Annotated in this window: 27 protein-coding genes; 11 read left to right on the forward strand and 16 right to left on the reverse strand. The window is 72.6% G+C overall.

Annotated features, from left to right (window positions below; genetic code table 11):
• Positions 1 to 43 precede the first annotated feature (43 nt).
• The 12 genes from K8U61_RS17720 to K8U61_RS17775 form a co-directional block, all read right to left on the reverse strand.
• Positions 44 to 790 (reverse strand): FliA/WhiG family RNA polymerase sigma factor, encoded by a 747-nt coding sequence (locus K8U61_RS17720; RefSeq protein ID WP_224124371.1) that lies wholly within the window; start codon positions 788 to 790, stop codon positions 44 to 46.
• An 8-nt stretch (positions 791 to 798) separates the two neighbouring features.
• The gene (locus K8U61_RS17725; protein WP_224124372.1) at positions 799 to 1284 is read right to left on the reverse strand and encodes a hypothetical protein; all 486 of its coding nucleotides are present in this window, start codon (positions 1282 to 1284) and stop codon (positions 799 to 801) included.
• A gap of 204 nt (positions 1285 to 1488) precedes the next feature.
• A complete protein-coding gene (locus K8U61_RS17730; protein ID WP_224124373.1) occupies positions 1489 to 1917 on the reverse strand; it encodes a type IV pilin protein in 429 nt (142 codons plus the stop codon).
• Positions 1918 to 2014: 97 nt separating this feature from the next.
• Entirely contained in the window at positions 2015 to 2473 is a 459-nt protein-coding gene (locus K8U61_RS17735; RefSeq protein WP_224124374.1) for a prepilin-type N-terminal cleavage/methylation domain-containing protein, read from the reverse strand.
• Positions 2474 to 2500: 27 nt separating this feature from the next.
• On the reverse strand, positions 2501 to 4246 hold the full coding sequence (locus K8U61_RS17740) for a hypothetical protein (protein WP_224124375.1): 1746 nt from the start codon (positions 4244 to 4246) through the stop codon (positions 2501 to 2503).
• A 7-nt stretch (positions 4247 to 4253) separates the two neighbouring features.
• A complete protein-coding gene (locus K8U61_RS17745) occupies positions 4254 to 4988 on the reverse strand; it encodes a PulJ/GspJ family protein (RefSeq protein ID WP_224124376.1) in 735 nt (244 codons plus the stop codon).
• Positions 4985 to 6325, reverse strand: a complete 1341-nt coding sequence (locus K8U61_RS17750; protein WP_224124377.1) for a prepilin-type N-terminal cleavage/methylation domain-containing protein — start codon at positions 6323 to 6325, stop codon at positions 4985 to 4987. Before K8U61_RS17750 ends, K8U61_RS17745 begins: the two co-directional genes overlap by 4 nt.
• Before the next feature lie 7 nt (positions 6326 to 6332).
• A complete protein-coding gene (locus K8U61_RS17755; RefSeq protein WP_224124378.1) occupies positions 6333 to 7544 on the reverse strand; it encodes a type II secretion system F family protein in 1212 nt (403 codons plus the stop codon).
• A 25-nt stretch (positions 7545 to 7569) separates the two neighbouring features.
• Entirely contained in the window at positions 7570 to 8742 is a 1173-nt protein-coding gene (locus tag K8U61_RS17760; RefSeq protein WP_224124379.1) for a type IV pilus twitching motility protein PilT, read from the reverse strand.
• Positions 8729 to 10408 (reverse strand): GspE/PulE family protein, encoded by a 1680-nt coding sequence (locus tag K8U61_RS17765; RefSeq protein WP_224124380.1) that lies wholly within the window; start codon positions 10406 to 10408, stop codon positions 8729 to 8731. Before K8U61_RS17765 ends, K8U61_RS17760 begins: the two co-directional genes overlap by 14 nt.
• Before the next feature lie 93 nt (positions 10409 to 10501).
• Entirely contained in the window at positions 10502 to 10993 is a 492-nt protein-coding gene (locus K8U61_RS17770; RefSeq protein ID WP_224124381.1) for an RsiG family protein, read from the reverse strand.
• Positions 10990 to 12111, reverse strand: a complete 1122-nt coding sequence (locus tag K8U61_RS17775) for a type IV pilus twitching motility protein PilT (protein WP_224124382.1) — start codon at positions 12109 to 12111, stop codon at positions 10990 to 10992. The genes K8U61_RS17770 and K8U61_RS17775 overlap by 4 nt, the downstream gene beginning before the upstream one ends.
• Positions 12112 to 12259: 148 nt before the next feature.
• Between K8U61_RS17775 and pilM the strand changes: the two genes are divergently transcribed.
• From pilM to K8U61_RS17820, 9 genes are all read left to right on the forward strand, one after another.
• Entirely contained in the window at positions 12260 to 13381 is a 1122-nt protein-coding gene (gene pilM / locus K8U61_RS17780) for a type IV pilus assembly protein PilM (protein WP_224124383.1), read from the forward strand.
• Entirely contained in the window at positions 13378 to 14139 is a 762-nt protein-coding gene (locus K8U61_RS17785) for a PilN domain-containing protein (protein WP_224124384.1), read from the forward strand. The genes pilM and K8U61_RS17785 overlap by 4 nt, the downstream gene beginning before the upstream one ends.
• The gene (locus K8U61_RS17790; protein ID WP_224124385.1) at positions 14136 to 14813 is read left to right on the forward strand and encodes a hypothetical protein; all 678 of its coding nucleotides are present in this window, start codon (positions 14136 to 14138) and stop codon (positions 14811 to 14813) included. The genes K8U61_RS17785 and K8U61_RS17790 overlap by 4 nt, the downstream gene beginning before the upstream one ends.
• A gap of 4 nt (positions 14814 to 14817) precedes the next feature.
• A complete protein-coding gene (locus tag K8U61_RS17795) occupies positions 14818 to 16287 on the forward strand; it encodes a putative bifunctional diguanylate cyclase/phosphodiesterase (protein WP_224124386.1) in 1470 nt (489 codons plus the stop codon).
• Positions 16288 to 16352: 65 nt separating this feature from the next.
• Positions 16353 to 17234 (forward strand): hypothetical protein, encoded by an 882-nt coding sequence (locus K8U61_RS17800; protein ID WP_224124387.1) that lies wholly within the window; start codon positions 16353 to 16355, stop codon positions 17232 to 17234.
• Positions 17231 to 18040, forward strand: coding sequence for a prepilin peptidase (locus K8U61_RS17805; RefSeq protein ID WP_224124388.1), 810 nt, complete (start codon positions 17231 to 17233; stop codon positions 18038 to 18040). The genes K8U61_RS17800 and K8U61_RS17805 overlap by 4 nt, the downstream gene beginning before the upstream one ends.
• A 163-nt stretch (positions 18041 to 18203) precedes the next feature.
• Positions 18204 to 18626 carry a response regulator gene (locus tag K8U61_RS17810; protein WP_224124389.1) on the forward strand — a complete coding sequence of 141 codons (423 nt, stop codon included), beginning with the start codon at positions 18204 to 18206 and terminating at the stop codon, positions 18624 to 18626.
• A 1-nt stretch (position 18627) separates the two neighbouring features.
• On the forward strand, positions 18628 to 19920 hold the full coding sequence (locus tag K8U61_RS17815) for an EAL domain-containing protein (protein WP_224124390.1): 1293 nt from the start codon (positions 18628 to 18630) through the stop codon (positions 19918 to 19920).
• Between the two features lie 55 nt (positions 19921 to 19975).
• A complete protein-coding gene (locus K8U61_RS17820) occupies positions 19976 to 20779 on the forward strand; it encodes a siderophore-interacting protein (protein ID WP_224124391.1) in 804 nt (267 codons plus the stop codon).
• Positions 20780 to 20794: 15 nt separating this feature from the next.
• On the opposite strand, the gene K8U61_RS17825 is transcribed toward K8U61_RS17820, so the two are convergent.
• Positions 20795 to 21943: an NDMA-dependent alcohol dehydrogenase gene (locus K8U61_RS17825; RefSeq protein WP_224124392.1), complete on the reverse strand. Its 1149-nt coding sequence runs from the start codon at positions 21941 to 21943 to the stop codon at positions 20795 to 20797.
• A gap of 129 nt (positions 21944 to 22072) precedes the next feature.
• Here K8U61_RS17825 and K8U61_RS17830 point away from each other — a divergent pair, with 129 nt between their 5' ends.
• On the forward strand, positions 22073 to 22840 hold the full coding sequence (locus K8U61_RS17830; RefSeq protein ID WP_224124393.1) for an SDR family NAD(P)-dependent oxidoreductase: 768 nt from the start codon (positions 22073 to 22075) through the stop codon (positions 22838 to 22840).
• 192 nt (positions 22841 to 23032) lie between these two features.
• Here K8U61_RS17830 and K8U61_RS17835 read toward each other — a convergent pair whose 3' ends face one another.
• Genes K8U61_RS17835 through K8U61_RS17845 form a run of 3 tightly spaced genes read right to left on the reverse strand, consistent with a single transcriptional unit; the run spans position 23033 to position 24648 of the window.
• The gene (locus K8U61_RS17835; RefSeq protein ID WP_224124394.1) at positions 23033 to 23557 is read right to left on the reverse strand and encodes a protein-tyrosine phosphatase family protein; all 525 of its coding nucleotides are present in this window, start codon (positions 23555 to 23557) and stop codon (positions 23033 to 23035) included.
• Positions 23558 to 23585: 28 nt separating this feature from the next.
• Positions 23586 to 23762 carry a DUF1059 domain-containing protein gene (locus tag K8U61_RS25560; protein WP_224124395.1) on the reverse strand — a complete coding sequence of 59 codons (177 nt, stop codon included), beginning with the start codon at positions 23760 to 23762 and terminating at the stop codon, positions 23586 to 23588.
• A 10-nt stretch (positions 23763 to 23772) separates the two neighbouring features.
• Positions 23773 to 24648, reverse strand: coding sequence for a sensor histidine kinase (locus K8U61_RS17845; protein WP_224124396.1), 876 nt, complete (start codon positions 24646 to 24648; stop codon positions 23773 to 23775).
• 75 nt (positions 24649 to 24723) lie between these two features.
• Here K8U61_RS17845 and K8U61_RS17850 point away from each other — a divergent pair, with 75 nt between their 5' ends.
• Entirely contained in the window at positions 24724 to 26967 is a 2244-nt protein-coding gene (locus K8U61_RS17850; protein ID WP_224124397.1) for a glycoside hydrolase family 3 C-terminal domain-containing protein, read from the forward strand.
• Positions 26968 to 26983: the final 16 nt, after the last annotated feature.

The raw sequence follows: 26983 nt of genomic DNA on the forward strand, positions 1-26983 counted from the left end.
AGGCCCGATTCGACCAGGTTGGTGACCAATCCCGCCCGGCGGATCAGTCCTGGACGAGCCGCTGCGCGAGCGTGCTGCGCATGGTGGCGATCGCCCGGCTGCGCAGCTGCGACGCGCGGGACTCGGTCACGCCGAGGATCGTGCCGATCTCGCTGAGCGTGAAGCCCTCGAAGAAGTAGAGCGCCATCACGATCCGGTCCCGCTCGGGGAGCTGCGTGAGCGCGGATCGCACCAGGTCGCGGTTCTCCTCGCTCTCGAAGAGGTCGTCGAGCTGCGACACGCCCTCGCTGACGCCCGCGAGGTCGTCGTCGGCAGCCACCGACACCGTCATCGGCCGGGTCAGGGAGGAGCGCAGGTCGGCCACCGGGATGCCCGTCTCGGCCGAGATCTCCTGCTCGGTCGGCGCGCGACCGAGGTCCTCGTGGAGTCGCTCGGTCGCCCGCTCGACCGTCCGGACCCGGCCCCGGACCGACCGGGGCACCCAGTCCGCCGCACGCAGGCTGTCCATGATCGCGCCGCGGATCCGCGGCACGGCGTACGTCGGGAACTGGAGCCCGCGACCCGGGTCGAAGCGGTCGACGGCGTTCATCAGGCCGAGGATCCCCTCGGACACCAGGTCGGCGGTCTCGATGCTCGACGGCAGCTCGGCACGCATCCGGCCGGCGACGTACTTCACCAGGGGTGAGTACTGCAGCACCAGCTGGTTGCGCAGCTCCGGCGACCGGCGCTGCTGGTAGTCGTGCCAGATCTCGGGCAGCGCGCCGCGCGGGCGGGTGGTCGTCTCGGTCATCGTGGTCCTCAGTCGTCCAGGAACCTGAGCTCGGCGAGCACGCTGGCCGCCCGGTGCGGGTCCGGCGCCGCGTCGTCGGCGACCTCGACGACGTCCTCCGCCGTCTCCGCCACCTCCGGCGCATCCGGCACCAGCGGTACGACGGGCGCCAGGGCCACCAGCGAGGGGACCTCGGTCAGCGGCTCGAGCCCGGGCTCGGGCGTGAGCCGGAGCTCCGGCTCGGGCGTGAGCTCGACCCCCGGCTCCGGCGCGTCGGCCACCACGTGCAGCAGGGGCGCGAACCACGGCTCGTCGTCCGGCGGCGCGGCGGGCACCAGCGGTACGACGGGCGCCACCTGCGCCACGGGCGAGGAGGGCACCCGCACGCGGGCACCGCCGGCGGTCGGGAGGCCGAGCAGCACCCGGGTGAGCGCCGCGAGGTCGTCCTGGAGCTGCTGGACACCGGCGGCCGTGCGGCCGTCCATCGGGTCCTGCTCCCGAGAGAGGTCAGTCATCCTGCACTCCGTCCGATCGGGTATCGATGGTCTCGCTCTCATCACCCATATCGGTGAACTTCGGGCCGGGGTTGACGCCGGTCTGGACCAGATACGCGACATCGTGCTCGGAAATGTGCGCAGAAATAGACCCGGAAATGCCCCGGAAATGGACGATGGCGCACCGCGGGCTCGCGGTGCGCCATCGGGGGGCCGGGGACCTGCTCAGGCGCAGGCTCCCGCGGGCTTGTCGGCCGCCGACGTACCGACCACCAGGCCGCCGTCGAGCGAGTCGTACCAGAAGAACTTGTTGTCGCTGCCGGCGTCGTTGGTGCCGGTGATGCAGTAGCCGTCGGCGTCGCCGATCACCTCGATCTCGTTCCCCTTCGACACCTTGAAGCCGGCGTCCGAGTCCACGAGCTCGGTCAGGCTCGTCGCGTACGTCTGGTTGTCGGTGTAGTAGGTCTCCTGCGCCGTCGCGGCGGCCTTGAGGTCGGACTCGATGCCCGCGTCCACGGCCTTCTGGCGCTGGTTGAGGAAGATCGGGATCGCGATCGCGGCGAGGATGCCGACGATGACGATGACGACGAGGAGCTCGATCAGGGTGAAGCCCTGGTCCTTCTCCTCGAGGGACTTCTTGAGTCGCTGGATCACGGTTCGCTCCTGGGTGCTGTGGTGTGGGCGTCTTGCCAGCAGGGGTGTCGGAGGGCCGACGGAGCGGGTTGACGGTGGTCTGGACCGGCGGGCCGGGTCAGGACACCAGGTCCCAGGAGTCGAGGTCGGCGCACGCCCCCAGGGGCTGCGTCGTGGCCAGCCCGCCGCCGGTCGAGTCGAACCAGTAGAAGCCGCCCGCACCGCCGTCCCTCGTGGCGCCCGGGTGGTGAGCGCGGATGCAGTAGCGGTCGGCGTCCACGGCGACCTCGACGACGGCCTCGGCCGAGGCCTTCCACCCCACGGCCCGCAGGTCCGCCAGCCGCTCCGGGGCGGTCGCGCCGGACAGGTAGGTGTGGTGGTCGACGAAGACGGTCTCCTCGATGGTCGCCAGGGTCTTCACGTCGGTCTCGAGCGAGGCGTCGTACGCCTTCTCGCGCTGGTGCAGGTAGATCGGGATCGCGATCGCGGCGAGCAGGCCGACGATCACGATCACCACGAGCAGCTCGACGAGGGTGAAGCCCTCGTCGAGCGCGCGTCGACGACGGTTGTCACGCATGGTCCTTCTCCGTCCTGGGGGTGGGGGTCACCCGGAGCCGTAGCGCGGCGAGAGCTCGCCGTACGTCTTGACGTCCCAGGCGCTGCGCACCGGGTCGAGGAAGTACGGCGGCGGCGCGAAGCGCATCCGGGTGTCGTAGACGTAGTGCTTGAGGTAGCCGGTCGAGATGGAGCCGGTGCCGACCGGGCCGCGGTAGCGCTGGGCGATGGTGCCGAAGAGGTTGAGCGTGCCGAGCGGACTGCCCAGCTGGTACTGCTGCACGGTGAAGCTGTGCTGGAGGGTCAGGATCGCGGCGTTCACCTGGGGGTCCTGGAAGGTCGAGCCCACCGGCCGGTTCAGGTTGGTGCCCGCCGTGCACTTGCCGCTCGAGTACGTCGTGCACTTCGCCGGGTGGTAGATCTTCACCGAGTTCGTGGCGATCAGCCCGAGCGCGTCGGTGCCGGTGCGGCCGCCCTTGTAGGTGAGGTTCCCGGTGATGAGGATGTTGTTGTCGGCGGCCATCGTGAGCCGGCCCTCGAGGACGCCCTCCAGGTAGAGCGTCCCGTAGCGGCAGCTCGACTCGCTCAGGGTCTGCGCGAAGTCGCCGGTCGAGGTGGTGCCCGCGAGCGGGAGGCCGTCGCCGATCCAGCCCGCCGCGCAGGAGCCGGTCGGCACCGTCGTGTTGGAGGCGTCCTTGGTCTGGGTCGAGGGCACGTCCTGGACGATCACGATGTTGTTGTTCGGGATCGTGAGCAGGTCGCCGTCGAGCGGCGGCGTCCCGCACCCGGGGTTGAGGGTCCCGCGGGTCCACGGTGACCAGACCTTCATCTTGGAGACCGGCCCGGAGTCGTCGATGAGCTTGATCCGGGTCGGTCCGGTGAAGAGGCAGCCGGGGGTCGGCTGCGACGACGCGACGTACTGGCGCAGGTCGCCGATGCTGTCCGGCATGGTGATCTCGGCGCGGTAGGTGATGCCCTTGTTGAAGACCGGCGTCGCGCCGCCACTCGCCGCCCGGTAGCAGCTCGACGCCGCCGGGTTGACGCCGTTGACGGGCTTGCACGACGGGAGCGAGGTCGAGACCGTGCCGTTGAAGGTCGGGCGGCCGCTCATCAGGATCGAGTCGTTGCTGTGCAACGGGCCGTCGATGACGTCGCCGGTGATGAAGTTGATGTCGACGCACGGGTTGCCGGACCAGCTGCTGCGCCCGGCCCAGTAGTACTTGGAGCAGCGCGTCTGCGCCGTCGTGTTGTTGGTGCCGAACTGCGCCTCGTTGGCCGGGTCCAGGGTCTCGTAGACGGTGTAGTAGAGGAACTCCCCGAAGCCGCCGCGGCGCAGCCGCACCTGCACGGTCCGGGTCTCCCCCTGGTCGCGTCCGGTCACCGTGAGCTGGATCGTCCCACTCACCGCCGTGGCGCTCGTGTTGACGTCGTAGTGGAAGTCCGCGCCGTCGCCGCCGGGCACCGGCAGCCACCCGACCGCGGTGCTCGCGCCCCACCCGCACGCGCCGTTCGCCTGCGGCGCGCGCATCGCGGTGTTGGTGCAGTCGGGACTGGTCAGCCAGTAGTTGTCGTCGGCGTTCAGCCGGGCCAGGTAGTCGCTGACGCCGGCGTCCGCGGCCATCAGGGCCTGGTTCCAGTCCCGGGCGTCGCGGATCGTGCGCAGCGTCTGGGTCGAGTAGGTCAGCACCAGGGTGAGGACGAGCATGAGCACCGTCATGCCGGCCATCACCACCAGCACGGCGAACCCGTCGTCGCGGGTACGGCGCGCGTGGTCGGTCGGAGGGGTCGTGGACATGGGCGCCTCAGTCGTCGTCGGTCAGGACGTTCACGTCCGCATTGGGCAGGTTGACCCGCTGGAGGATGCTCTCGGCGGGCGTGCGCGTCTGGCCGGGCCGCATCTGCACGGTGAGCGAGACGTCGATGGTGGAGACCCGGATCAGGTCGGTCGTCGTGAGGGTGGTCGACGCGATCACCCGGCCGTCGAAGTCGTAGTAGCGGAAGACCGAGGCGTTGCGGGGCAGGCCGCGGCACAGCACGCGGGTGCGGAAGCGGCAGGTCGCAGAGGTGACGTCGCAGAAGGTGTACGAACCGTCGCTGAGCACGGTCGGCGGCACCAGGGTCTGACGCAGCATCCACGTGCCGGACCGGTCCGGGTCGGCCAGCGCCTGGAGGGTGACCAGGCTCGGACCGTTGCCGGCGTTGTCGAGGTTGGCGTAGAAGGACAGCTGCGACCCGGTGGCCTGCACGATCGCGGAGTCGGCACAACCGGTACAGACCCGGTCGTCGAGCTGGTCGGGGAGGACGGCGGTCCGGATCACCTTGGTCGCCGCCGCCATCCCCACCTGGGCGACGGACAGATTGTCGTTGCGGGCCTCCGCGGCGTCCGAGGCGCGCAGCGCGACGACGGTGGCTCCGCACACCACGATCATCAGCAGCGACGTCAGGCCGATGGCGACGAGCAGCTCGACGAGGGTCATCCCCTCGTCGACGGGCCGCTGCCGGTCCCGACGGTCCCGCAGGTCCCGACGCCGGGTCACAGGGCCACGCTCCCGGGAGCCGCGCCCTTGACCAGCGTGACCGGGCCCTTCCAGCTGGTCCCGTTCCAGATCTGCCAGGTCCCGAACGGCAGGCTGGTCTTGAGCGTCGTGTTCGCCGCCACGGTGCCGAAGGTGACCCGGACCCCGTAGCTCTTCTGGTTGCTGCCGGAGGTCGGGTAGGTGCCGGCGGCGGGGCAGCCGGTGTCGGGCACCTGGATCGCCGTCACGTTGGTGCGGCTGGAGCCGCTCCCGTTGACGATCGACAGGGCTCCGAGCTCGACAACACCGGTCGACGTCCCACCGGGCGTGACCGTGACGGGAAGGTCCCGACCCGCTCCCCCGGCCTCGACGTGCGTCATCGGGTCGTTGTCGACGCAGGCGCCGGCCCAGAGCTCGTAGCCCGCGGCGTACGGCCAGAGGTTGGGGATCGTGCGCGGCGTGCCCGTGGTCGGGCTGGTGACCGCGGCGGCGGCGCCGCTCGGGAGCAGGGCGCTGTTCCCCAGCATCACCGCCGACGCAAGCCCGGTGGGCACGGCGTAGCCGTCGGCGGTCGTGAACGACGCCGTGATCGTGGCCGCGCGGTCGTAGGAGACGGTGCTCCGCCACAGCTGCCCGGGCTGGACGTTCGCCGTCGTCACCGACGGTGCGTGGCCGAGGATGTCGACGTACCCCGTGGTCGAGAGGGTGACGGAGTAGGTCCCGGGTGTCAGGAAGGCGAAGAGCACGCAGCCGTCCCCGGCCGTGCTCGCCGTGCGGGTCCCGGAGGGCCCGCTGATCGTCACGCTCTGACCGCTCCGCGGCGCACCCTCGGCGTCGACGACCTTGAGGCCGATGTGGCCGTCGTTGTCGGAGTAGGTGCCCTTGAGCGGCGTCAGCACGGTGCTCAGCTCGACCGGGTGGTCCTCGCCGCCCGGCCAGGTGACCCGGACCCGCACGCGCAGGTAGGCGAGCTCGGCCGAGGAGCCCTCGTCGCAGGTCGACGCGGCCGTCGACCCGACCGACGCCCACTGCGCGCTGCGAAGGACGGTGTAGGGCACGCCGTCGACCACCAGGGGGTCACCGGCCCGGCCGCCGTCCAGCGGGTCGGGGTTGCGCACGTCGTTGATCGCCACCTGCGCGGGCCCGCGCAGCGGCGAGCCGAAGGTGTCGCTGGTGATCGCGAGCTCGCGGGCGGCGAGGTTGGTCGCCGTGGAGCGCCGCGAGTTGTCGCGCGTGCTCGCCTGGGCCGAGCCGAGGACGACCAGGCAGCCCGTCACGAGGATCGCGAAGAGCGCGAAGGCCACGATGACCTCGACCAGGGAGAACCCCTCGTCCGCGGCCTTCAGGCGCGTACTCATGCCGGCCTCACTTGACGAGGTCGAAGATCGAGAACATCGGCAGGTAGAGGCAGATGATCATGCCGCCGACGATGACGCCGAGGAAGGCGATCATCAGCGGCTCGATCAGCGCCGTCAGGGCCTCTGTCGTCGACTCGACCTCCTCCTCGTACCAGACCGAGATCCGCCGGAGCATCTGGTCGACCGCACCCGACTCCTCGCCGGACGCGATCATCTGCACCACCATCGGCGGGAAGACCGGGTGCTCCGAGAGCGGTCCGGCGATCGACTCGCCGGTCGCGACCGACTGACGGACGTCGACCAGGGCGTGCTCGATCACCTTGGAGCCGGTCGTCGCCGAGACGATGTCGATGGCGGAGAGGATCGGGACGCCGGAGGAGAGCAGGGTGCCGAGGTTGCGCGCGAAGCGGGTGAGCGCGACCTTGACGAAGAGCTGCCCGAAGACCGGGATCCGGAGCTTGAGCGGATCGACGACCTCCCGGACCCGGTCGTCCTTCCCGTGCCGGCGCCACCACGCCGTGGCCACGACGAGCAGGACCGCGCCGACGGGGGCGCCGTACCGGACGAGGCCGGAGACCGCGACCAGGATCCGCGTCGGCAGCGGCAGCGTGCCGCCGAGCTCGTCGAACATCGACTCGAAGATCGGGACGACGAAGAGCAGCATCGCCACGCACATGACGACGGCCATGCAGAAGACGACCACCGGGTAGGTCAGCGCGGCCTTGATCTTCGCGCGCAGCTTGACCTCCGCCTCGAAGGTCTCCGCGACCTGGCGGAGGGCGACGTCGAGGAAGCCGCCGACCTCGCCGGCGCGGGTCATGCTGACCAGGAACGGCGGGAAGGTCTGCCGGTCCTCCGCGAACGCCGAGGACAGGCTGTGCCCACCCTCGACCGCGTGCTTGACCGCCGTCAGGGCCCGGCGCAGCTCGGGGTTCTCGGCCTGCTCGGCGAGGATCGTCAGCCCGCGCAGGAGGGTGAGACCGGCGTCGACCATCGTGGCCAGCTGGCGTGAGAAGACCGCGAGGTCCTTGGTCGTGACCCGCTTTCGTCCCAGGCTGATCTCACGGTTGAGACCGACACCCGTCGGCTTCACCTCGAGCGGGACGAAGCCGAGGCCGAGGAGGTGCTCGGCGACCGCGGTCTCCGAGTCGGCCTTGACCTTGCCTTCCTTGAAGCGTCCCTCGGGGTCGCGGACCTTGTAGGCGTACTGCGTGCTCACGGGTGCGTCCTCCTGACCTGGCCGCTCATGACCAGCCCTGGGCGGAGGCGGCGTGGGAGGTCCCCACCCGTCCGGCGTACGTCGTCCCGGCCGGGAGGCTGACGCCCGACCCGACGAGTGCGAGGAAGTCGTCGCGCTTGGCGCAGTACTCGAGGCCGACCTCGCGGGTGATCAGGCCGGCCCGCACGTGCGCGGCGAGGTGCGCGTCCATGGTCTGCATGCCCTCGCGCGCACCGGACTGCAGGGCGCCCGGGATCTGGGGCAGCTTGTCGTCGCGGATCATCGCCCGGATGCCGGCGTTGCAGACCATGATCTCGGTCGCGGGGATCCGGCCGGTGCCGTCCGCGGTCGGCACCAGGGCCTGGCAGACCACGCCCTGGAGGGTCGCGGCGAGCTGGGTGCGCACCTGCTGCTGCTGGGTCGCGGGGAAGACGTCGACGACCCGGCTCACCGTGTCCTGCGCCGACTGGGTGTGCAGCGTGGCCAGCACGAGGTGGCCGGTCTCCGCCGCGGTCAGGGCGACCGAGATGGTCTCGAGGTCGCGCAGCTCTCCGACCAGGATCACGTCGGGGTCCTGGCGCAGCACGTGCTTGAGCGCCGTACGGAAGTCGTGGGTGTCGGCCCCGACCTCGCGCTGGTTGACCAGGCACCCGCGGTGGGAGTGGAGGAACTCGATCGGGTCCTCGATCGTCATGATGTGGCCGTGCCGGGTCCGGTTGACCACGTCGATGATCGAGGCGAGGGTCGTCGACTTCCCCGAGCCGGTCGGCCCGGTGACGAGCACGAGCCCGCGCATCATGCGGGCGAAGCCCTCGACGACGGGCGGCATGCCGAGCTCGGCGAGCGGCTTGATCTGCCACGGGATCAGCCGCATCACCGCGCCGATGCTCTGCCGCTGCCAGTAGATGTTGACCCGGAAGCGCCCGAAGCCGGGGACGGCGTAGGCGAGGTCGAGCTCGCGGGTCTCCTCGAGCGCCTGTCGCTGGCGCTCGGTCATGATCGCGTAGAGCGCCTCGCGGAGCTCGTCGGGCCGAATCACCGGGTGCCCCTCGACCGGCGTCAGGGCGCCGCGGACCCGCACGGTGGGTGGCGCCCCGGCGGTCAGGTGCAGGTCCGACCCGTTCATCCGCTCGACCATGAGCAGGAGCTCGTCGAGCTCCAGCGCCGGTACGACGGGAGCGGCCTCAGCCCACGACACGGAGCACCTCCTCGACCGAGGTCAGCCCGTGCTGGACCTTGAGCCACCCGTCCTCGTGCAGGGTCGCCATGCCCTGCTCCCGCGCCACGCGGGTGATCTCCTCGGTCGGTGCCCGGGAGACCACCAGCCGCTCGACGTCCTCGGTCATCGCCATCACCTCGTGGAGGGCCATCCGCCCCCGGTAGCCGGTCTGGGCGCAGGCCGAGCAGCCCGCGGCGCGGAAGTAGGTGGGCTCGAGGTCCTCGGCCGGCCGCAGCCCGATCAGCGCGAGCTCCTCGGCCGACGGCTCGTACGGCTGCCGGCACCGCAGGCACAGCGCCCGGCAGAGCCGCTGGGCGACGATCGCGTCCAGCGCCGAGCCGACCAGGAAGGGCTCGATCCCCATCTCCACCAGCCGGGTCACCGCCGACGGCGCGTCGTTCGTGTGCAGCGTGGAGAGGACGAGGTGGCCCGTCAGCGCGGCCTCCACCGCGATCGTCGCGGTCTCGTGGTCGCGGATCTCACCGATGAGGACGATGTCCGGGTCGGCCCGCAGGATCGACCGGAGGGCCGAGGCGAAGGTGAGCCCGGCCTTGTTGTTGACCTGCATCTGGTTGATGCCCGGGAGCCGGTACTCGACCGGATCCTCCACCGTGATCACGTTGACGTGCGGCTGGCTGAGGATGTTGAGCGTCGCGTAGAGCGTCGTGGACTTCCCCGACCCCGTCGGGCCGGTGACCAGGATCATCCCGTGCGGCCGGCGGTACGCCGACTCGAAGCGCTCGAAGTTGGCGCCGCTGAAGCCCAGGTCGTCGAGGCTCAGCGTCGTGTTGGAGTTGTCGAGGACCCGGGCGACGATCTTCTCGCCCCACACCGTCGGCAGGGTCGCGATCCGCAGGTCCATCGAACGACCCTCGTGGTTCACGGTCAGCCGGCCGTCCTGGGGCACGCGCCGCTCCGCGATGTCCATCTCCGCCATGATCTTGAGCCGCGACACGACCCCGGCGTGGATGCTGCGGGGGGCCCGGTGGGTGTCGTGCAGGACGCCGTCGATGCGGTAGCGGACCCGTACGTCGCGCTCCGTCGGCTCGACGTGGATGTCCGAGGCACGGTCGGAGATCGCCTGGGAGATGAGCAGGTTGACGAAGCGGACCACGGGCTGGTCGGCGGCGACCTCGGTGAGTGCGTCGAGGTCGGGACTGTCGTCGACGACGAGGTCCGAGGTGAGGTCGGCGAGCTCGCCCTCCGCGCGGTAGACCTGGTTGATCCGCTGCTCGATCTCGGACCGCGTCGCCAGCATGAACCGGATCCGCCGACCGGACAGCCGGGCGATGTCGTCCTTCAGGACGAGGTCGGCGAGGGACCGGAGCGGCACGGCCACCTGGAGCTCGTTGCCGGACCAGGCGTAGGGCAGCACCCCGGCACGTCGCGCGAACGCGCCCGGGACCTGCGCGGCCGCGCCCGCGTCGACCGGGTGCTCGGAGAGGTCGACGAGCTCGGCGCCCGCGGCGTGCGCCGCGACCCTCAGCAGGGCCCGCCGGTCGACGGCACCCTCGGTGAGCAGCGCGTCGATCACGGAGATGTTGCTGGCCGCGGCGACCGCGGTCGCGCGCTCCACGTCCTCGGGCGAGACCTGTCGCTCGGCGAGCAACGCCTCGACGGTCGCGCCCTGGTGCACCTGTGTCATCGCCACCTCGTCCGGTCCGGTCGGCGGCTGCGCCGTCGACACCGGGAGTGTCGGCACCGGATCGACGGGCCTTGAGCCCGCGGGCGGGGCGGGTCAGTGCGGCAGTGCGGAGAGCGCCCTCGTCGGGTCCTGCCGGTAGCGGGCGACCAGCTCGGCCGTGGCCGCGTCGATCCGCTCGTGCAGGGCGCTGCGGTAGCGGGTCAGCTGCTGCTCGGCCGCCACGAGCCGCTCGCGCGCCTGCGCGCCGGAGGCCGCGTCCGCGGGGACCGTCCACACCTCGTCGAGCGCCGGCAGGTCCGGGAGCGGCTCGGCGGCGCGCACCCGGTGCAGCGCCTGGCGGACCCGGCCGGTGCCGGTGTCGCCCAGCACCCGCACGAGGTCGTCGAGCGACAGGGAGCCCTCGACGCCACCGCTGGCGTCGAGCACGTCGATGCGCGCGTGGACCAGCCGGCGCCAGTAGGAGATGCGGTCCTCCTCGTCGCGCAGCCGCTGCCGGTAGCCGCGCAGCTCGTCCAGCGTGAGCCCGGCGAGGTCGTGGGCCTCCGCCTGGGTGCCGCCGAGGCGGGGGTCGTCGGAGATGCTCATGTGCTCGCCCTTCCGTGCTCCGCTGCGCGCTCGCCGGGCCGGCCGGCGCGGCGCACCATCACCGAGAAGTCGTGGGGGTTGCTGGCGGCGGCGGTCGCCGCGCGCAGGTCGACGACACCGTCGTGGACCAGCTCCACCAGGTGCTGGTCGAAGGTGCGCATCCCGGAGTAGTCGCCGGACGCGACGATGTCGGGGATGGTCGAGGTCTTGTCCGGGTCGGCCACCGCGTCCGCGAGCCGGGCGTCGGCCACGGCGATCTCCGAGACGCACACCCGTCCGGTGCCGTCCGCACGCGGCACCAGCCGCTGGCACACGATGCCCTGGAGCACCGACGACAGGGTCATCCGGACCCGCTGCTGCTCGTGGGGCGGGAAGAAGTCGACGAGCCGCAGCACGGTCTCGCGTGCGTCCATGGTGTGCATGGTGGTGAACACGGCGTGCCCGGTCTCGGCAGCGGAGATCGCGGACCGCACGGTGTCGACGTCACGGAGCTCGCCGATGAGCATCACGTCCGGATCCTGTCGCATCGCCGAACGCAGAGCGCTGCCCCAGTCGCGCGTGTCGCTGCCGAGCTCGCGCTGCGTCACCGTCGCCCGCTTGTCGTGGTGGAGCACCTCGATCGGGTCCTCCAGCGTCAGCACGTGCACCGCCCGCTGCTCGTTGACCAGGTCGACGATGCCGGCGAGGGTGGTCGTCTTGCCGGAGCCGGTCGGCCCGGTGACCAGGACGAGACCTCGCGGGACCAGTGCCAGCCGCGAGACCACCTCCGGCATGCCGAGCTCGGCCAGGGTCAGCGGATGGTCGCTGACGAGCCGGAGCACGGCGCCGGTGTCGGCCCGCGTGCGGAACGCGTTGACCCGGAACCGGCCGACGCCGTCCACCGTCACCGCGTAGTCCGCCTCGTTGTCGGCCTCGAAGCCGGCCAGCACCGCCGGCGGCATCGAGCTGCGCACCATGTGGTCGACCTCGGAGCCGCCGTACGCGCGGTCGCCGACCGGGACGAGCGTGCCGGAGATGCGCAGCTTCGGGGTCGTGTCCGGGCGCAGGTGCAGGTCCGACGCCCCATGTCGCCGGACCGCGGCCAGCAGCATGACCAGACCACCCGAGAGCTCGGTCATCGCTCCTCCGTTGCTGTGCACACCTGACGTGTCGGCTCCTCCTGGCCCGGACTTGAGCGCCGGTGTGCCCTCAAGTAGTCGGCGCCGGGCACCGATGCTCCGGCCAGTCCGGCGGGCACGCGGTCCGCCATCGGGGAGGGAGTCGGCCATGGCACGGACCGTCGTGGGCCTGGACATCGGCAGCTCGGGTCTGCGGGCGGTGGAGCTGACGACCGGCCGCAGTCCCCAGCTCGTCCGGTCCGGGTCGCTCCCACTGCCCCCGGGCGTGGTCGACGCGGGTGCGGTGCGGAACCCGGACCAGCTGGCCCAGGCGCTGCGGCGGCTCTGGCACGACGCCCGGCTGCACCACCGTCGGGTCGTCGTCGGCATCAGCGGCGCGTCGGTCCTGGTGCGCCAGCTCGAGCTCGACTGGATGCCGCCCGCCGACCTCCGCAAGTCCCTGCGCTACCAGGTCGGCGAGCTCCTCCCGGTCGCGGTGGACGACGCCAACATCGACCACGTGCTCCTGGGCGAGCACGTCACCACCGACGAGCAGGGCCAGCCCCGGCGCATGGTCCGCATCCTGCTCGTCGCGACCGCGCGGGGCGCGGTCGACGACCTGGTGCGCTGCGTGGAGTCCGCGGGACTGCAGGCGTCCGCCGCCGACCTCTCGGCGCTCGCCCTGATCCGGGCGTCGGCGTACGCCGCCCAACGCGCCGAGCCGACGACCGAGGCGGTCGTCGACGTCGGAGCGGAGAAGGTGACGTTCGCGATCCACACGGCCGGTCGCCCCCATCTGGTCCGGATCGCCGTGGGCCTGGGCGGTGCCGCGCTGACGCGTGCCCTGGCCGAGCAGGCGGGGTGCGGCCTCGAGGAGGCCGAGCGGGCCAAGCTTGCCGGCCGGCTCCCGGCCCCCGAGGGCGAGCTCGCGCTCTCCGGACACGGCGGCACCCCCTCCGTCGTACCTCCTCGTACGCCGGAAGGCGTGGCACCTGCGGCCCTGCTGGACGGGGCGCACCAGCTGCTCGCCGAGATGCGCGCGACCATCGACTTCCACCGCAGCAGCGACCACGAGCACCCGCCCTCGCGGCTGGTGCTCGTGGGTGGGGGGGCCGAGCTGACCGGGTTCGCAGAGCTGGCTGGGGTCACGCTCGGCCTGCCGACCCGGCGGCTGGCAGCCGGCGACGTCCTCGCGGGATCCGGCGGCCGCCGGCACCGCGGGGGCGTCGCTGGTGACTCCTCCTCCGAGCTCGTGGTGGCGACCGGGCTGGCCCTCGGGGCGATCGGATGAGCCGCACCGCCCCCGAGCCGACGGCCTCGGTCAACCTGCTGTCCCCCTGGGTCTTCGAGAAGCTCCGCGTCCACCGCGTCCGCCATCGCTTCGTCGTGGGCGGGATCGCGCTCGTGACGTCGCTCGCGCTGGTCTGGTGCGGGCTGCGCTTCGAGCTCCACGGCGCCCACGTCGAGCTCGGAGGCGAGCAGGCGGTGGCGGCCGGGCTCGACACCCAGCTGGCCGAGCTGAGCCCCGTGCAGACCTACGTCGCCGCGGTCGAGGACCGCGCCGACACCGTAGCGTCGGTCACCTGGTCCGACGTCGCCTTCTCCTCCGTCCTGGACGCGCTGCGCGCCGCGACCCCTCCGGGAGCGACCGTGACCACGATCTCGGTGGAGCTCGCGGCCGCGGAGCCGCAGCCGGGCTCGCCGTCGTCGTCGCCGGGGTCGGCGGGGTCGGCGGGGTCGGCGGGCGCCAAGCGCTCCGACCCGGCCCGCGGGCTGGTCGGCACCTGCCCCGGGCCCGACCCGTTCGGCACCACCGTGGTGGTGGGCTGCCTCACCATCGAGGGGACCGCCACCTCGCGCGAGGTCGTCGGCCAGCTGGTCATCGGTCTGGGCGCCAGCTCGCTCTTCGTCGAGCCGTTCGTCGACACCACGACCGCGGGCGAGGACGAGGCGGTCAGCTTCTCGGGCTCGGTCGGCCTGTCGACCGACGCGTTCAGCGGCCGCTTCGATGACCTGACGGCCCAGCTCCGGAAGGAGACCCGACGATGAACCCGCGATCCTTCCCGGGCACGGTCGCGATCGGCACCGTGGCGGTCGTGGCGGTCGCCGCGCTGAGCTGGCTCTTCCTCCTCCACCCGCTCCTCGAGGAGACCGGCGACGTCCACGCGACGACGCAGAGCACCCAGGAGCGCAACCTCGAGATGACCTCGCAGGTCACGGCGCTCCGGCGCGAGCGGGACGAGCTCCCGGCGTACGACCGTCTCGCCGCGACGCTCGCCGGCGCCTTCCCGGGCACGGCCGACCAGCCGGGCTTCTTCCGAGCGGTGACGGCCGCCGCGACCGACGCCGGGATCCCGGCGCAGGCGATCACCACGCTGAGCCCCTCGGCGCCGGTGCTGCTCGACGCGACCGGTCAGCCGATCACCGAGGACACCCGTGCCAGCACGCCCTCACCGCCTCGGGCCGGCCTCGCCCGGCAGACGGTCTCGGTGGTCGTCACCTGCGACGACGCGCAGGCGCGGCGGCTCCTGGCGAACCTCGAGCACATGAGGCGCGCCTTCCTCGTGAGCTCCCTCAGCGTCGCTGCAGCACCGGACGGCGGTCCCGCCCTGATCGTCTCGGTGACCGGATCGACGTACGTCGCCCCACCGGTCTCGTATGCTGCCGCCGACAGCCCGCCCGACGGGGCCGATCGCGCCTCCGTCACGGAGTCCCAAGGATGAGCTCGTGGTTCTGGCAACGTCCCTCCTCGCGGCCGTCCTGGTCGTCGCAGGTGCGGTCGTCGCCGTCGCCGTGGCCGCGGTGCTGAGGCGCCCCCGGCGGGACACCCCGAGACCGGAGCCGGAGCCCTCACGGCCCGGGGCACCGGCCGCGTCCACGAACGACGGCGCCCTCGACTCCGTGACCCGACTCCCCCACCGCGACCTGCTGACCCAGCGCGGACCGTCGATCCTCGCCGCCGCGGCGGCCGCGGGTGGCGACGGGGTGATCGCCGTGCTGCTCTTCGACCTCGACCGGTTCAAGACGGTCAACGACGGGGCCGGGCACCACATCGGCGACCAGGTGCTGGCCGAGATCGGTGCCCGGACCCGGTCGTGCCTCCTGCCCGGTGAGATCGCGGTCCGGCTCGGTGGCGACGAGTTCGCGATGCTGGTCGGCCCGCTCCCCCCGGGGCGGGAGGTCGACGACCGTGTGCGCCAGCTGCTCACGACGCTGAGCGCACCGGTCTTCCTCGACGGCCTGCGCATCTCGGTCGGCGTCTCGCTCGGCGTCTCGATCGCCGGCACCGACGGCGACGACCTCGACGAGCTCCTCCAGGCCGCCGACCAGGCCATGTACGTCGCCAAGGCGGCCGGGCCCGGGCAGTGGCGACGGAGCGAGAGCCCACCGCACGGCATCGGCAGCCATCGCCTGCGCGACGACCTCGCCGCCGCTGTCGGCCGGGGCGAGCTGACGCTCCACTACCAGCCGCAGGTCGACAGCCGCACCGGTCGGGTGACCGGCTTCGAGGCGCTCGTCCGGTGGCACCACGCCGAGCTCGGCCTGCTGCTGCCCAGCCAGTTCGTGCCGATGGCCGAGCGCACGGGTCTGATCGCCGACATCACCACCTTCACCCTCGACGCCGCCCTGTCCGACCACGCACGCCTGGCGTCACTGGCACCCGGCTGCACCGTGTCGGTCAACATCTCGGCCCGGACGATGTTCGGCGAGGACCTCGTGCACGAGCTGGAGGAGCTGCTCGACCGGCATCGCGTAGCACCGGCCGACCTCGTCCTGGAGGTCCCCGGGCCATCACCGCGACCCACGCTCGAGGTGCTGGGGCTCTTCGCGTCCCTCGGCCGGCTCGGGTGCGGGGTCAGCGTGCACGGCTTCGGATCGACCCACTCCTCCCTCGGCGCGCTCTGGCACTACCCGGCCGTGCGGGAGGCGAAGATCGATCCGACGGTCATCCAGGCGCTCGACCAGACGCCGGGCACCGAGCGGCTGGTCCGGGCGCTGATCGCGGGCGTCCGCGGCCTCGAGGTGCGTGCCGTGGCGGAGGGCGTCGACTCCCCGGTCGCCGCCCGCCGCCTGTGCGAGCTCGGCGCCGACGCGCTGCAGGGCAACTGGATCGGCCCCGCCACCCCGCTCGCCGGTATCCGGGACTGGATGCGGCAGTGGGCCGCCACGCCCGCCGCCTGGGCCGACGCGGACTAGACAGGCTCAAGGCAGGGCGGGCCTACGTCGACACCGTCGACAGCCACCCACCAAGGAGCCGTCCTGTGCGCCTCGACACCTCGTCGTTCGATGCCGTCCCCGTCATCCCGCTCGCGGCCGGCCTGGTCGCGCTGGTGGTGCTGCTCTGGATCCGGACGCGCTCGCGACGGCTCCGTCGTCCACCGACCGCGCGGCAGACGACCGTGGCCATCCCGTCGCCGACGACCTCGGCCCCCGTCGTCGAGGCGCGTGCGGTGGTGGCCGCCCGGGCGCCCGGGGTCGGCACGCCGGCCTACGCCGACCTCGCCCGTGAGCACGGCCGCAACGGTCACGCCCGCGAGGCGGCCGTCAGCCAGTGGGCGGCCGACCTCCGCGTCCTCGGCCCCCTGCTCGGCGCGAGCGGCCAGCAGCTGGCCGGCACCCAGGCGGCAGCCGCGGCCCGCGACACCCGGGACGCCGTCGCCAGCGCCCGCGATCTGGCGGTGGAGCTCGCCGCCGACAGCAGTGGTGTCCCTGCCCTGCTCGCACCCGTCGACCACGTGCCAGCCCGAGCCGACCTGCCCGTCGAGCCGGATCCCGCCCCGCGCGACGTGACGATGCTCCTCGACCGGGCGGCCGAGCGGATGGCCGCTGCGGGCCGCACCGCAGCAGGGGACATCGACTCGGCCCGCACCCAGGCCCGCGAGGCCGACCTCGCGTCGTTCGAGGCCCTGCTGCTCGAGTCCGCGCGCACCCACGGCGACCACCGTCTCGTCTCGCTCGACCTGCGCCTCGACCTCGCCCGTCGCGCGCTGGTCTTCAGCGACGCTGACCAGCAGGGCCCCACGGGGCTGGACGAGCCACTCGACACCTTCGTCGCGCGCACCCGCGCCGTCCTCCGGTCCGTCGTCGAGCCGCACGAGACCGAGGCGCTCGACGCCTCCTTCGTCGACGCGGTCGTCGCATGACCGACCCCGCGGTCCCGATCACGGTCTGGGTCGGCCTCGTCACCGTGCTCGGCCTGGCCACGGGATCGTTCCTCAACGTCGTCGTCCACCGGGTCCCCGCCGGGGTGTCGGTGGTCCGACCGCCCTCGTCCTGCCCCGCGTGCGGCCACGTGGTCCGGGCCCGCGACAACGTGCCGGTGCTGTCCTGGCTCGCACTGGGCGGGCGCTGTCGCGACTGCCGGGCCGCCATCCCGGTGCGGTACCCCCTCGTCGAGGCCGGGACCGCCGCCCTCTTCGCGATCGTCACGGTCCGCGTCGGGCAGACCCAGGGGCCGACCGTCCTCGTCGCCAGCCTGCTGGTGGCCGCCGCGTGCGTGGCGCTCGCGCTGATCGACCAGGCGCACGGCCGGCTGCCGTTCTCGATCACCGGCGTCGCGGCCGTCGCGGCGGCGGCCACCCTCGCGGTCGGGTGGCGGCTGGGCCAGGTCTCGGGGACCGCGGTGGCCGGGGGCATCGCGGTCTGGCTCGTCGTCTACGGCGGCATCTGGCTCGGCTCTGCCGGACGCGGCATGGGGCTGGGCGACGTCGCCCTGGCCCCCCTGCTCGGAGCCGTCCTGGGCGCCGTGGGGATCGGGTCCGCGATCGTCGGTCTCGCGGCCGGCTTCGTGCTCGGCGCCCTCGCCGGGACGGTCCTGATGCTGCGCGGACGGGCCCGGCGCGGCACCCGCATCGCCCACGGCCCGTTCCTCGTCGTGGGCGCCGGATTCGGCCTCCTGTGGGGCGGCGCCCTCGCCTCGGCGTACCTCGACCTGGTCGGACTCACCTGATTCGTGGGATTCCGAGAATCCTGTCTAGACAAAAGTTTGAATTACCGGACGACGCGTTTCTCGTAATGTCATCCTCCATTTGCCTCCTTTTATTGAGACCACTCGGGCCGGACTCAGGCAGGTGGGACCTATGGGGAACTTGTCCTTTTCGCACCATCCACCCGTGCTCGTCATGGACCGCGACACGGCGCACACCGCGGTCCTGCGGGACGGTCTGGCCGCAGTCCGGATGCTGAACCCGGTCGTCGAGGCGACCACGCCGGGCAAAGCGGTGCGCTACCTGCGCGGCTCCGGTCCGTACTCCGACCGCCTCTCCTACCCCCTGCCGGTCGTGGTCGTCACGACCTTCGAGCTCGACGACCCGGGCGGGCGCTTCGTCCTGCAGGCGGTCCGCGACATCGGCGGCCTGGGCACCATCCCCGTGCTCGCGATCGGCACGACGGCCGACGACGCCGAGGTCCTCGAGGCCCACCGGCTCGGCGCCACCGCCTACCTGGCCCGGTCCCTGGCCAGCCGGGTGCTCGTCGACGTGATCAGCGACCTCAACGTGCCCTGGTGCATCGTCGCCCAGCCGACCGGGACCTGAGATGACCGTTCGCGCCGGCGCCGGCTCGCCCATGGAGCCCTGGCACACCGTCGACCCCTTCAAGGTGGCCGTCGCCCGTCTCGGCGCCGTCCGGACACGTGCCCACCGCCGCGACCAGGTCGCCGTCGTGGTGGCGGTGTCGATCGAGAACGCCGAGTCGATCATCGCGCGCCGCGGCTGGCAGGTGTACGGCGCGGTGCTGGACGGACTGATCGACAAGAGCAAGGCGTTCCCCGCGCCCGTGTCGCTGCTGGCCACCTCGGAGCGAGGACTCGCGTTCGGGGTGACCGCGCCCGCACGGACGGCTCGTCGGACGGTCCACCGCTTCGCCGAGGTCCTCGACGGGCTCGTCGAGACACCCGAGGGGCCGGTGTGGGCGACCCGACGCATCGCCGCGCACCGGTGCCGTCCCGGCCAGTCCTCGGTCGACTGCGTCGGCGCGGCCCGGGCGGCGCTCCTGGGCGCGGACGACCTGCGTCGGCGTGGCCCGGTCCACTGGACGCACGGGCAGTCCCTCGACGCCGGCCACGACGACATCGAGCTCGTCAACGACCTCGCCATCGCGCTGATGGCGAGCACCGAGCAGGTGGGAGTCGACTACCAGCCCGTCGTCGACCTCGCGACCGGGGAGGCCGTCGGGACCGAGGCCCTCGTCCGGTGGACGCACCCCCGCCACGGACCGGTCTCGGCCCTCACCACCGTCGGCCTCGCGGAGCACCACGGCCTCATCGCCCGCCTCGGCCACGTCGTGCTCGACCGGGCGCTCGACGAGGCGGCGGCGCGGAGCCTCGACCCCGACTTCCGGCTGCACGTCAACGTCTCCCCCTTCGAGCTCGGCGAGGAGGGGTACGTCGACGGCGTGCTCGGCGCGCTGTCCTCGCGCGGGCTTCCGCCCTCCCTGCTGCTGCTCGAGCTCACCGAGACCGCGGTGATGACGGAGGCCGAGGAGCTGCTACCCGTGCTGACCGCCCTGAGCGGGGCCGGGGTCGGGATCGGGATCGACGACTTCGGGACGGGCTACTCGTCGATCGCCCGGCTCCACGACCTGCCGGCCGACACGGTGAAGATCGATCGCTCCCTCGTCAGCGGCATCGCCACCTCGCCGGAGGAGTTCGAGCTGCTCGGCTCGGTGCTCGGCCTGCTCCGCGCGACGGGGGTCCGGGTGATCGCGGAAGGCGTCGAGTCGGCGGTGCAGGTGGCGCACCTGCTGACGCTCGGCTGCGCCCTCGGACAGGGGTTCGCCCTGGGCATGCCGGGCGCCTGGCCGTCGGAGGAGTGCTCCCAGATCGCCTGACGCCTTGGGAGTAAGGCTAACCTTACCTCCGACGAAGGACGACGGAGGGAACGCAATGCCCGCATGGCACGGTCAGGTCGAGTCGACGGAGTGGATCACCCCGGCGCTGGTGCGCGTGGTGCTCGGCGGAGACGGGCTGGTCGGCTTCGAGCTCCCCGACGCCACCGACACCTACGTCAACGTCGCGATCCCGCCCGCCGGGGCGCCGTACGGCGGGGTCTTCGCGCCGGCCGAGGTGAAGGAGTCGCAGCCGAAGGAGCTGTGGCCCGTCCGCCGGCGCTACACGGTGCGCGACTGGGACGGTGCCCGACTGACCATCGACTTCGTCGTGCACGGCGACCACGGGATCGCCGGCCCCTGGGCCGCCCGGGCCACGCCCGGCGACGTGCTGGTCTTCGAGGGCCCGGGCAGCGGCTACCGCCCCGACCCGCAGGCCGACTGGCACCTGCTGGTCGGCGACGAGTCCGCGCTCCCGGCGATCGCCGCCTCGCTCGCGGCGGTCCCGGCCGGGCGACGCGTGGTCGCACGGCTGGTCTGCGACGGTCCCGAGCACGAGGTCCCGCTCCCCTGCCCCGGCGACCTCGACCTCCAGTGGCTGCACCGCACCGGTGCCGACGACGACGTGGACCTGCTCGCCGAGGCCGTGGCCGACCTGGACTTCCCCACCGGCCGCGTGCACGCCTTCATCCACGGCGAGGCCGACGAGATCCGCGCGATCCGCAAGCACCTGCTCACGGACCGCGGCCTCGCCCGCGCCGACCTGTCGTGTTCGCCCTACTGGCGCCGCACCATGACCGACGAGGCCTGGCGCGCGATCAAGCGGGACTACGTCGCCGCGATGGACGCCGACGTCGCCTGACGAACCTCGGACGGGTCACTCGTACCGGATCAGACCCCGGATGTTCTTCCCGTCCCGCATGTCCTGGTAGCCCTGGTTGATCTCGTCGAGGGAGTACTCGGTCGTCACCATCTCGTCGAGCTTGAGCTTGCCCTCCATGTAGAGGTGCAGCAGGCGCGGGATGTCGTAGCGCGGGTTGGCGTTGCCGAAGATGCAGCCGACCAGCTCCTTGCGCTGCATCGACATGTCGAAGAGGTTGAGCTTCACGTCCTCGGCCATCATGTTCGCCACCGCGGTGACGACGCCGCGGCCGGACTTCTTGATCAGGCCCATCATCGGGTTGATCAGGTCTCCGGTGGCCAGGCCGACCGCAAGGATCGCCTTGTCGGCCATCTGGCCGTAGGTGAGCTGGTTGATGAGCGGCTGCGCCTCCTCCATCGAGGCGGCGGCGTGGGTCGCGCCGAGGGTGAGGGCCTTCTCGCGCTTCCAGTCGACCGGGTCGATGGCGATCACGTGCCGCGCGCCGGCCAGCGCCGCGCCCTGGACGGCCGCCATGCCGATGCCGCCGATGCCGATGACGGCGACGGACTCGCCGGGCTGCACGTCGGCGGCGTACACCGCGGAGCCCCAGCCGGTCGTGACGCCGCAGCCGACGAGCGCGGCCTTGTCGAGCGGGATGTGCTTCTCGATCTTCACCGCGCTGTCGACGTTGACCACGGTGTACGGCGAGAACGTGCCGAGGCCGACCATGATGCCGAGGTCGCGGCCGTCCTTGGCGTGGTGCCGGTAGGAGAAGTCACCGAGCTGCATGCCGCTGAGCAGGAACGCGCCGAGGTCGCAGAGGTGCTGCTTGCCGGTCGAGCAGGACGGACACTTGCCGCAGGACGGGATGAAGCTGAAGACGACGTGGTCACCGACCTCGAAGCCCACGGTGTCCGGGCCGACCTCCTGCACCACGCCCGCACCCTCGTGCCCGCCGATCACCGGGAACTGCTTGAGACCGAAGGCCTCGGCGAGCTCCGGGTCGAGCACCATGTCGCCGGTCACCATGTGCTCGTCGGAGTGGCACAGACCGGACGCCGCGAGCTTCACCAGGAGCTCGCCCCGCTTGGGCGGGTCCAGCTCGATGTCCTCCACGCTCCACTCGGTGTGGGGCTCCCAGAGGATGGCGGCGCGAGTCTGCATGGTGTGCTCCTGGCGGTAAGTAGAACGTGTTCTCTTCTGGGGAGAACGTAGTCCCCGAAGCCGCCGCAGACCAGCGATCCGGGTGAATGGGGTCACATTCGGTACGCCGCTCCCCTAGCCTCAGCCGTCGTGACCGACTCCCCCGCCACCGCGCCCGCCCCGACCGCTCGCATCCTCGTCACCGGCGCCGCCTCCGGGATCGGGCTGGCCACCGCGCGACTGCTCGCCGAGCGCGGCTCCCGGGTCCTGCTCTGGGATCTCGACGACGCCGTGCTGGACCGGGCCGCCGAGCTCGGGATGCCCGGCGCCGTCGTCGACGTGACGGCTGACCTCACCGGCCCGGTCGCGGCGGGCGCCGAGGCACTCGGCGGCATCTCCGGTCTCGTCCACGCGGCCGGCGCCGTCCGTCCCGAGCCCGTCGGCGCGTTCGACTCCGACACGTGGGACGCGGTCGTCGACGTGAACCTGCGCTCTCACGCGCTCCTGGTGCAGGCGCTGGTCGACCACCTGCGTACGGCGGCCGCGGAGCCGTGCGGTGCGGCCGTGGTCGGCGTCGCCTCGATCGAGGGGCACGCGGCGAGCCCGTGGATCCCGGCGTACTGCGCCTCGAAGGCCGGCCTGCACGGCCTGACCCGCTCCATGGCCGCCCAGCTCGGGCCCGAGGGGATCCGGGTCAACACGGTCAGCCCCGGCTTCGTGATCACGCCGATGCTGCAGCCCGCGCTCGACATCGACGAGGTGCGGACCGGCTTCGAGCAGGCCACGCCCCTGGGCCGGATGGCCCAGCCGGCGGAGGTCGCGGCCGCGATCGCCTTCCTGCTCTCGACCGACGCGTCGTTCGTGACCGGCGCCGACCTCGTGGTCGACGGCGGACTCACCAGCCAGCACCGCGGCTGAGGCAGCCGAGCGCCGAGTCGAGGGTTTCCGCGGGTCGGGTCGAGGGTTTCCGCGGGTCGGGTCGAGGGTTTCCGCGGGATGTACGACGGAAAGCAGCGACTCAACCCACGAGAAACCTCTACTCGACGGATCTGCTGATCGAGCCGGGTGGTCCCGAGGTGGGACCACCCGGCCGACCCGTTCGTGGGCTGCTCAGCCCCGCCGGCCGCCCCGCGGGGCGACGAAGGCGGGGTTGGTCAGGGCCCAGGGGCCCCGGGCAGCTCGCACGAGAGCGACCGCCTCGTCCGAGGTGTGACCCAGGTGGACGAGCGCGATCGCCACGACGAGGCCCGAGCGGTTGAGGCCGCCCGAGCAGCGCACGAGCACGCTCCGGCCGTCGCGGACTGCAGTGGCGACGGTCCGCGCGACCTCGTCGACGCGCGCCGCGGCCGGAGCGTCCAGCGCGGCGTCCGCGAGCCGCAGCACGACGTGCTCGACCTCCGGGTCGGGTCCGTACCCGGCCCGGGTCGTCAGGCTGACGACCAGGTCGAACTCGTCGCGCACCACGCACGCCGCCGGGTCCTGGGACCGTACGTCGTGCCCGCCCTGCCACAGTCCGGGCACGACCTCGTTCCACGGGTCGGCGCACAGCGGCATCGACGTCGCACGACCGGTCCCCCGGCAGGCGGCGCAGTCCGGCATCGCGGCCGGGTCGGCGTAGCAGGCGTGGCAGAGCACGCCCGGAACCTACCCGGCGCAGCGACGCTCAGGCGGCGAAGAGGATCTTGCTCTCGACGGCGGAGACGATCTCGGGGGTGAAGTCCGTGATCCCGTGGTCGGCGCCGGCGTGGGCGACGACGGCGGCCATCATGGCCGCCCGGTCGGAGTTCTCGAACCGGGCCGCGCACCCGGGCATGACATCGCCACAAGCGAGCTTGAACACTGCAGCCTCCTCAGGGCCCGGAGATCTCGGTGGTGTCGACGGTGCGCGGGATCCGGACCCACAGCACGGCACCGTCCTGGTCCTGATCGGCACCCAGCGTCCCGCCATGAGCCACCACGAGGGCCCGGGCGAGATAGAGGCCGATCGTCACGCCCGTGCCGTCGTCGTTGAGCTCGAACGGCTCGAACAGCGCAGTGAGCACGGCGGTGTCGATGGGGTCCGCGTCGCGGACCACGGAGACCTCCCACCAGGGCCCGTGGGTGCCGACGGTGAGCCGGACCGAGCGCGGGGTGGGCAGGGACTGGCCCGCGAGCCACAGGTCGCGCAGCACGCGCCGGAAGAGGTCGGGATCGACGTCCAGGACGACGTCCGGTCCGAGCCCGCCGACCTCGTCGGGACCGTCGAGCCCGCTCAGGCCGGCGACCAGCTCGCCGATCGGCACCGGCGCCGGGTCCAGCCGGACCAGGCCGAGCGAGGCGGCCGCGAGCAGCTGCACGTCGACGACCCGCTCGGCCAGCCGCTCGAGCGCGGCCTCCAGCTTGCCGACCGTGCGCGCGGCCGCCGCGGGAGGTACGTCACCCTCGGCCAGCATCGCGACCCAGCCCTGAGCGGTGGTGAGGGGCGTGCGCAGCTCGTGGGCGAAGGCGGCCAGGAAGCGGTCGCGCTGCCGCTCGGCGTCGGCCGCGGGGCGGTTGGTGACCTGCGCGGAACCGGCCTCGACGAAGCCACGGGTCCAGCGGTGCACCAGCGCCGGGTCGACCGACCAGCGCACGCCGACCTCGGCCGCCGTCCGCCCGCCGAGCACCTCGAGGACGGCGAGCACCCGGGGGTCGACCTGCTCGTCCGCGCGGGCGCCGTTGACGACCTCGAGTCGGGAACCGGTCACCTGGTCACCATCGGCAGGCGGGCGCCCGTGCTGAGCCGGGCGTCACCGATGCGGCCTGCGACCGTTGTCACTCGCATGACACGTCTGCGTCCGCCGGCCGTCCTCGCGGCCGTCGCCCTCGCCGCGGCCGCCCTCACCGGATCCGTCGGCGGCACCGCCACGGCGGCGACCTCGCCCGACGGCGCCTGCGCTGCCTGGATGGACCCCCACGACAGCCCGTCGGCCCGCGCCCGGGCGCTCGTCTCGGCGATGTCGGAGGACCAGGAGCTGCACATGGTCACCTTCGGCGACCGGCCGCCGTACCTCCTCTACTACGGCACCGCCGGCCACGTGACCGGCATCCCCGACCTCTGCGTCCCCGACCTGGTGCTCAGCGACGCCGGCTCGGGCGTGGCGGGCCTCCAGGTGTCGACGACGACGTTCCCGTCCGGGGTCGCGCAGGCCTCGACCTGGGACCCGCGGCTGCAGCGGCGCGTGGGCCGGGCGATCGGCGAGGAGGCGCACCAGAAGGGCATCAACGTGATGCTCGGGCCGGGCATGAACATCGCACGGACGCCCTACAACGGCCGCAACTTCGAGTACTTCGGCGAGGACCCCTACCTCACCTCACAGATGACGGTGCCCTTCATCGAGGGCATCCAGGACAACCCGGTCATCGCGGACGCCAAGCACTACGCGCTCAACGACCAGGAGACCGACCGGATGACCGTCGACGTGCGCGCCGACGAGCGCACCATGCGGGAGATCTACCTGCCGCCGTTCGAGGCCGCGGTGAAGAAGGCCGACGTCGGGTCGGTGATGTGCTCCTACAACCAGGTGGGTGGCGCCTACGCGTGCGAGAACCCCGGCCTGCTCACCGGCATCCTGCGCGACGACTGGGGCTTCGACGGCTTCGTCGTCTCCGACTGGGGCGCCGTGCACTCGACCGCGCCGAGCGCGATGGCCGGGCTCGACCTGGAGATGCACGCCGTGCCGTTCTCCGCGCCGAGCACCCCCGTGTACGGCGGGGGCGGGCGCTACTTCGGCGCCTCCGACATGCAGGCCGCGCTCGACGACGGCTCGCTGACCCGAGCGCGCCTCGACGAGATGGTGCGCAACATCGTGCGGCCGATGTTCCGGCTCGGTCTCTTCGACGACCCCGTCGACCCGAGCGCCACGTCGTACCTCTCCGACGCCTCGACGGACGCCCACCTCGCCACCGCCCGCCGGGTCGCGAGCGAGGCGACGGTGCTGCTGAAGAACCGGGACGATCTGCTGCCGCTCGGCGACCCGCCCGGCTCGGTCCCGACGGGCCGCACCATCGCGGTGATCGGCTACGCCGCCAACCCGGTCGGCGCCGCGAGCACGACCGGCGGGGGCGGCTCCTCGCACGGCTCCGGCCTGCCGCCGAGCGTCGTCTCGCCGCTCCAGGGGATGCTCGACGAGGCCGCTGCCCGCGGCGACACGGTCGTCTACACCGAGGGCTCCTCGGTCGCCGACGCGCGGGCCGCCGCGGCCGCGGCCGACGTCGCGATCGTGGTCGCCTCCGACGGCTCCAGCGAGGGCTCGGACCGCACCGACCTGGACATGGAGCCCAACGCCTGCGCCACCCTCCTGTGCACCCGGCTGCCGCTCCAGCAGGAGCAGATGGTCTCCGCGGTGACCGCCGCCAACCCCGACTCGGTGGTCGTCCTCGACGTCGGCGGGCCGGTCCGGATGCCGTGGCTCGACGACGCCGGCGCCGTGCTCGTGACCTGGTACGCCGGCCTCCAGCACGGCGCGTCGCTGGCCCGGATCGTCTACGGCGAGGACGAGCCCAGCGGGCGCCTCCCCCAGACGTTCCCGGTCGACGAGGAGCAGGTCGCGATGAAGCCGGCGCAGTACCCCGGCGTCGACGGCACGGTCACCTACTCCGAGGGACTCGAGGTCGGCTACCGCTGGTACGACGCTCACGGCCAGAAGCCGCTCTTCCCCTTCGGCTTCGGCCTCGGCTACACCACCTTCGACCTCCGCGACCTGGCCGTCCGCCGTACCGGCGCGGGCGCCGTCGTGCGCCTCACCGTGCAGAACACCGGCGACCGCGCCGGCTCGGCCGTTCCCCAGGTCTACGTCGGCGCACCGGCGGCCGCAGGCGAGCCTCCGTGGCAGCTCAAGGGCTTCGACAAGGTCCGCCTGCGCCCCGGCGAGAGCACCCGGGTCACGCTCCGGCTCGACCGCCGCGCCTTCAGCCGGTGGAGCACTGCGCGCCACGGCTGGGTGGTCACGCCGGGCACCTACCGGATCGCGGTCGGCCGGTCCTCGCGCGACCTGCCGCTGCGGGACACCGTGACCATGCGGTGACCATGGGCGGCTGAGC

This window comes from Nocardioides mangrovi (assembly GCF_020073815.1).
In the GTDB taxonomy this organism is placed as follows: Bacteria; Actinomycetota; Actinomycetes; order Propionibacteriales; family Nocardioidaceae; genus Nocardioides; species Nocardioides mangrovi.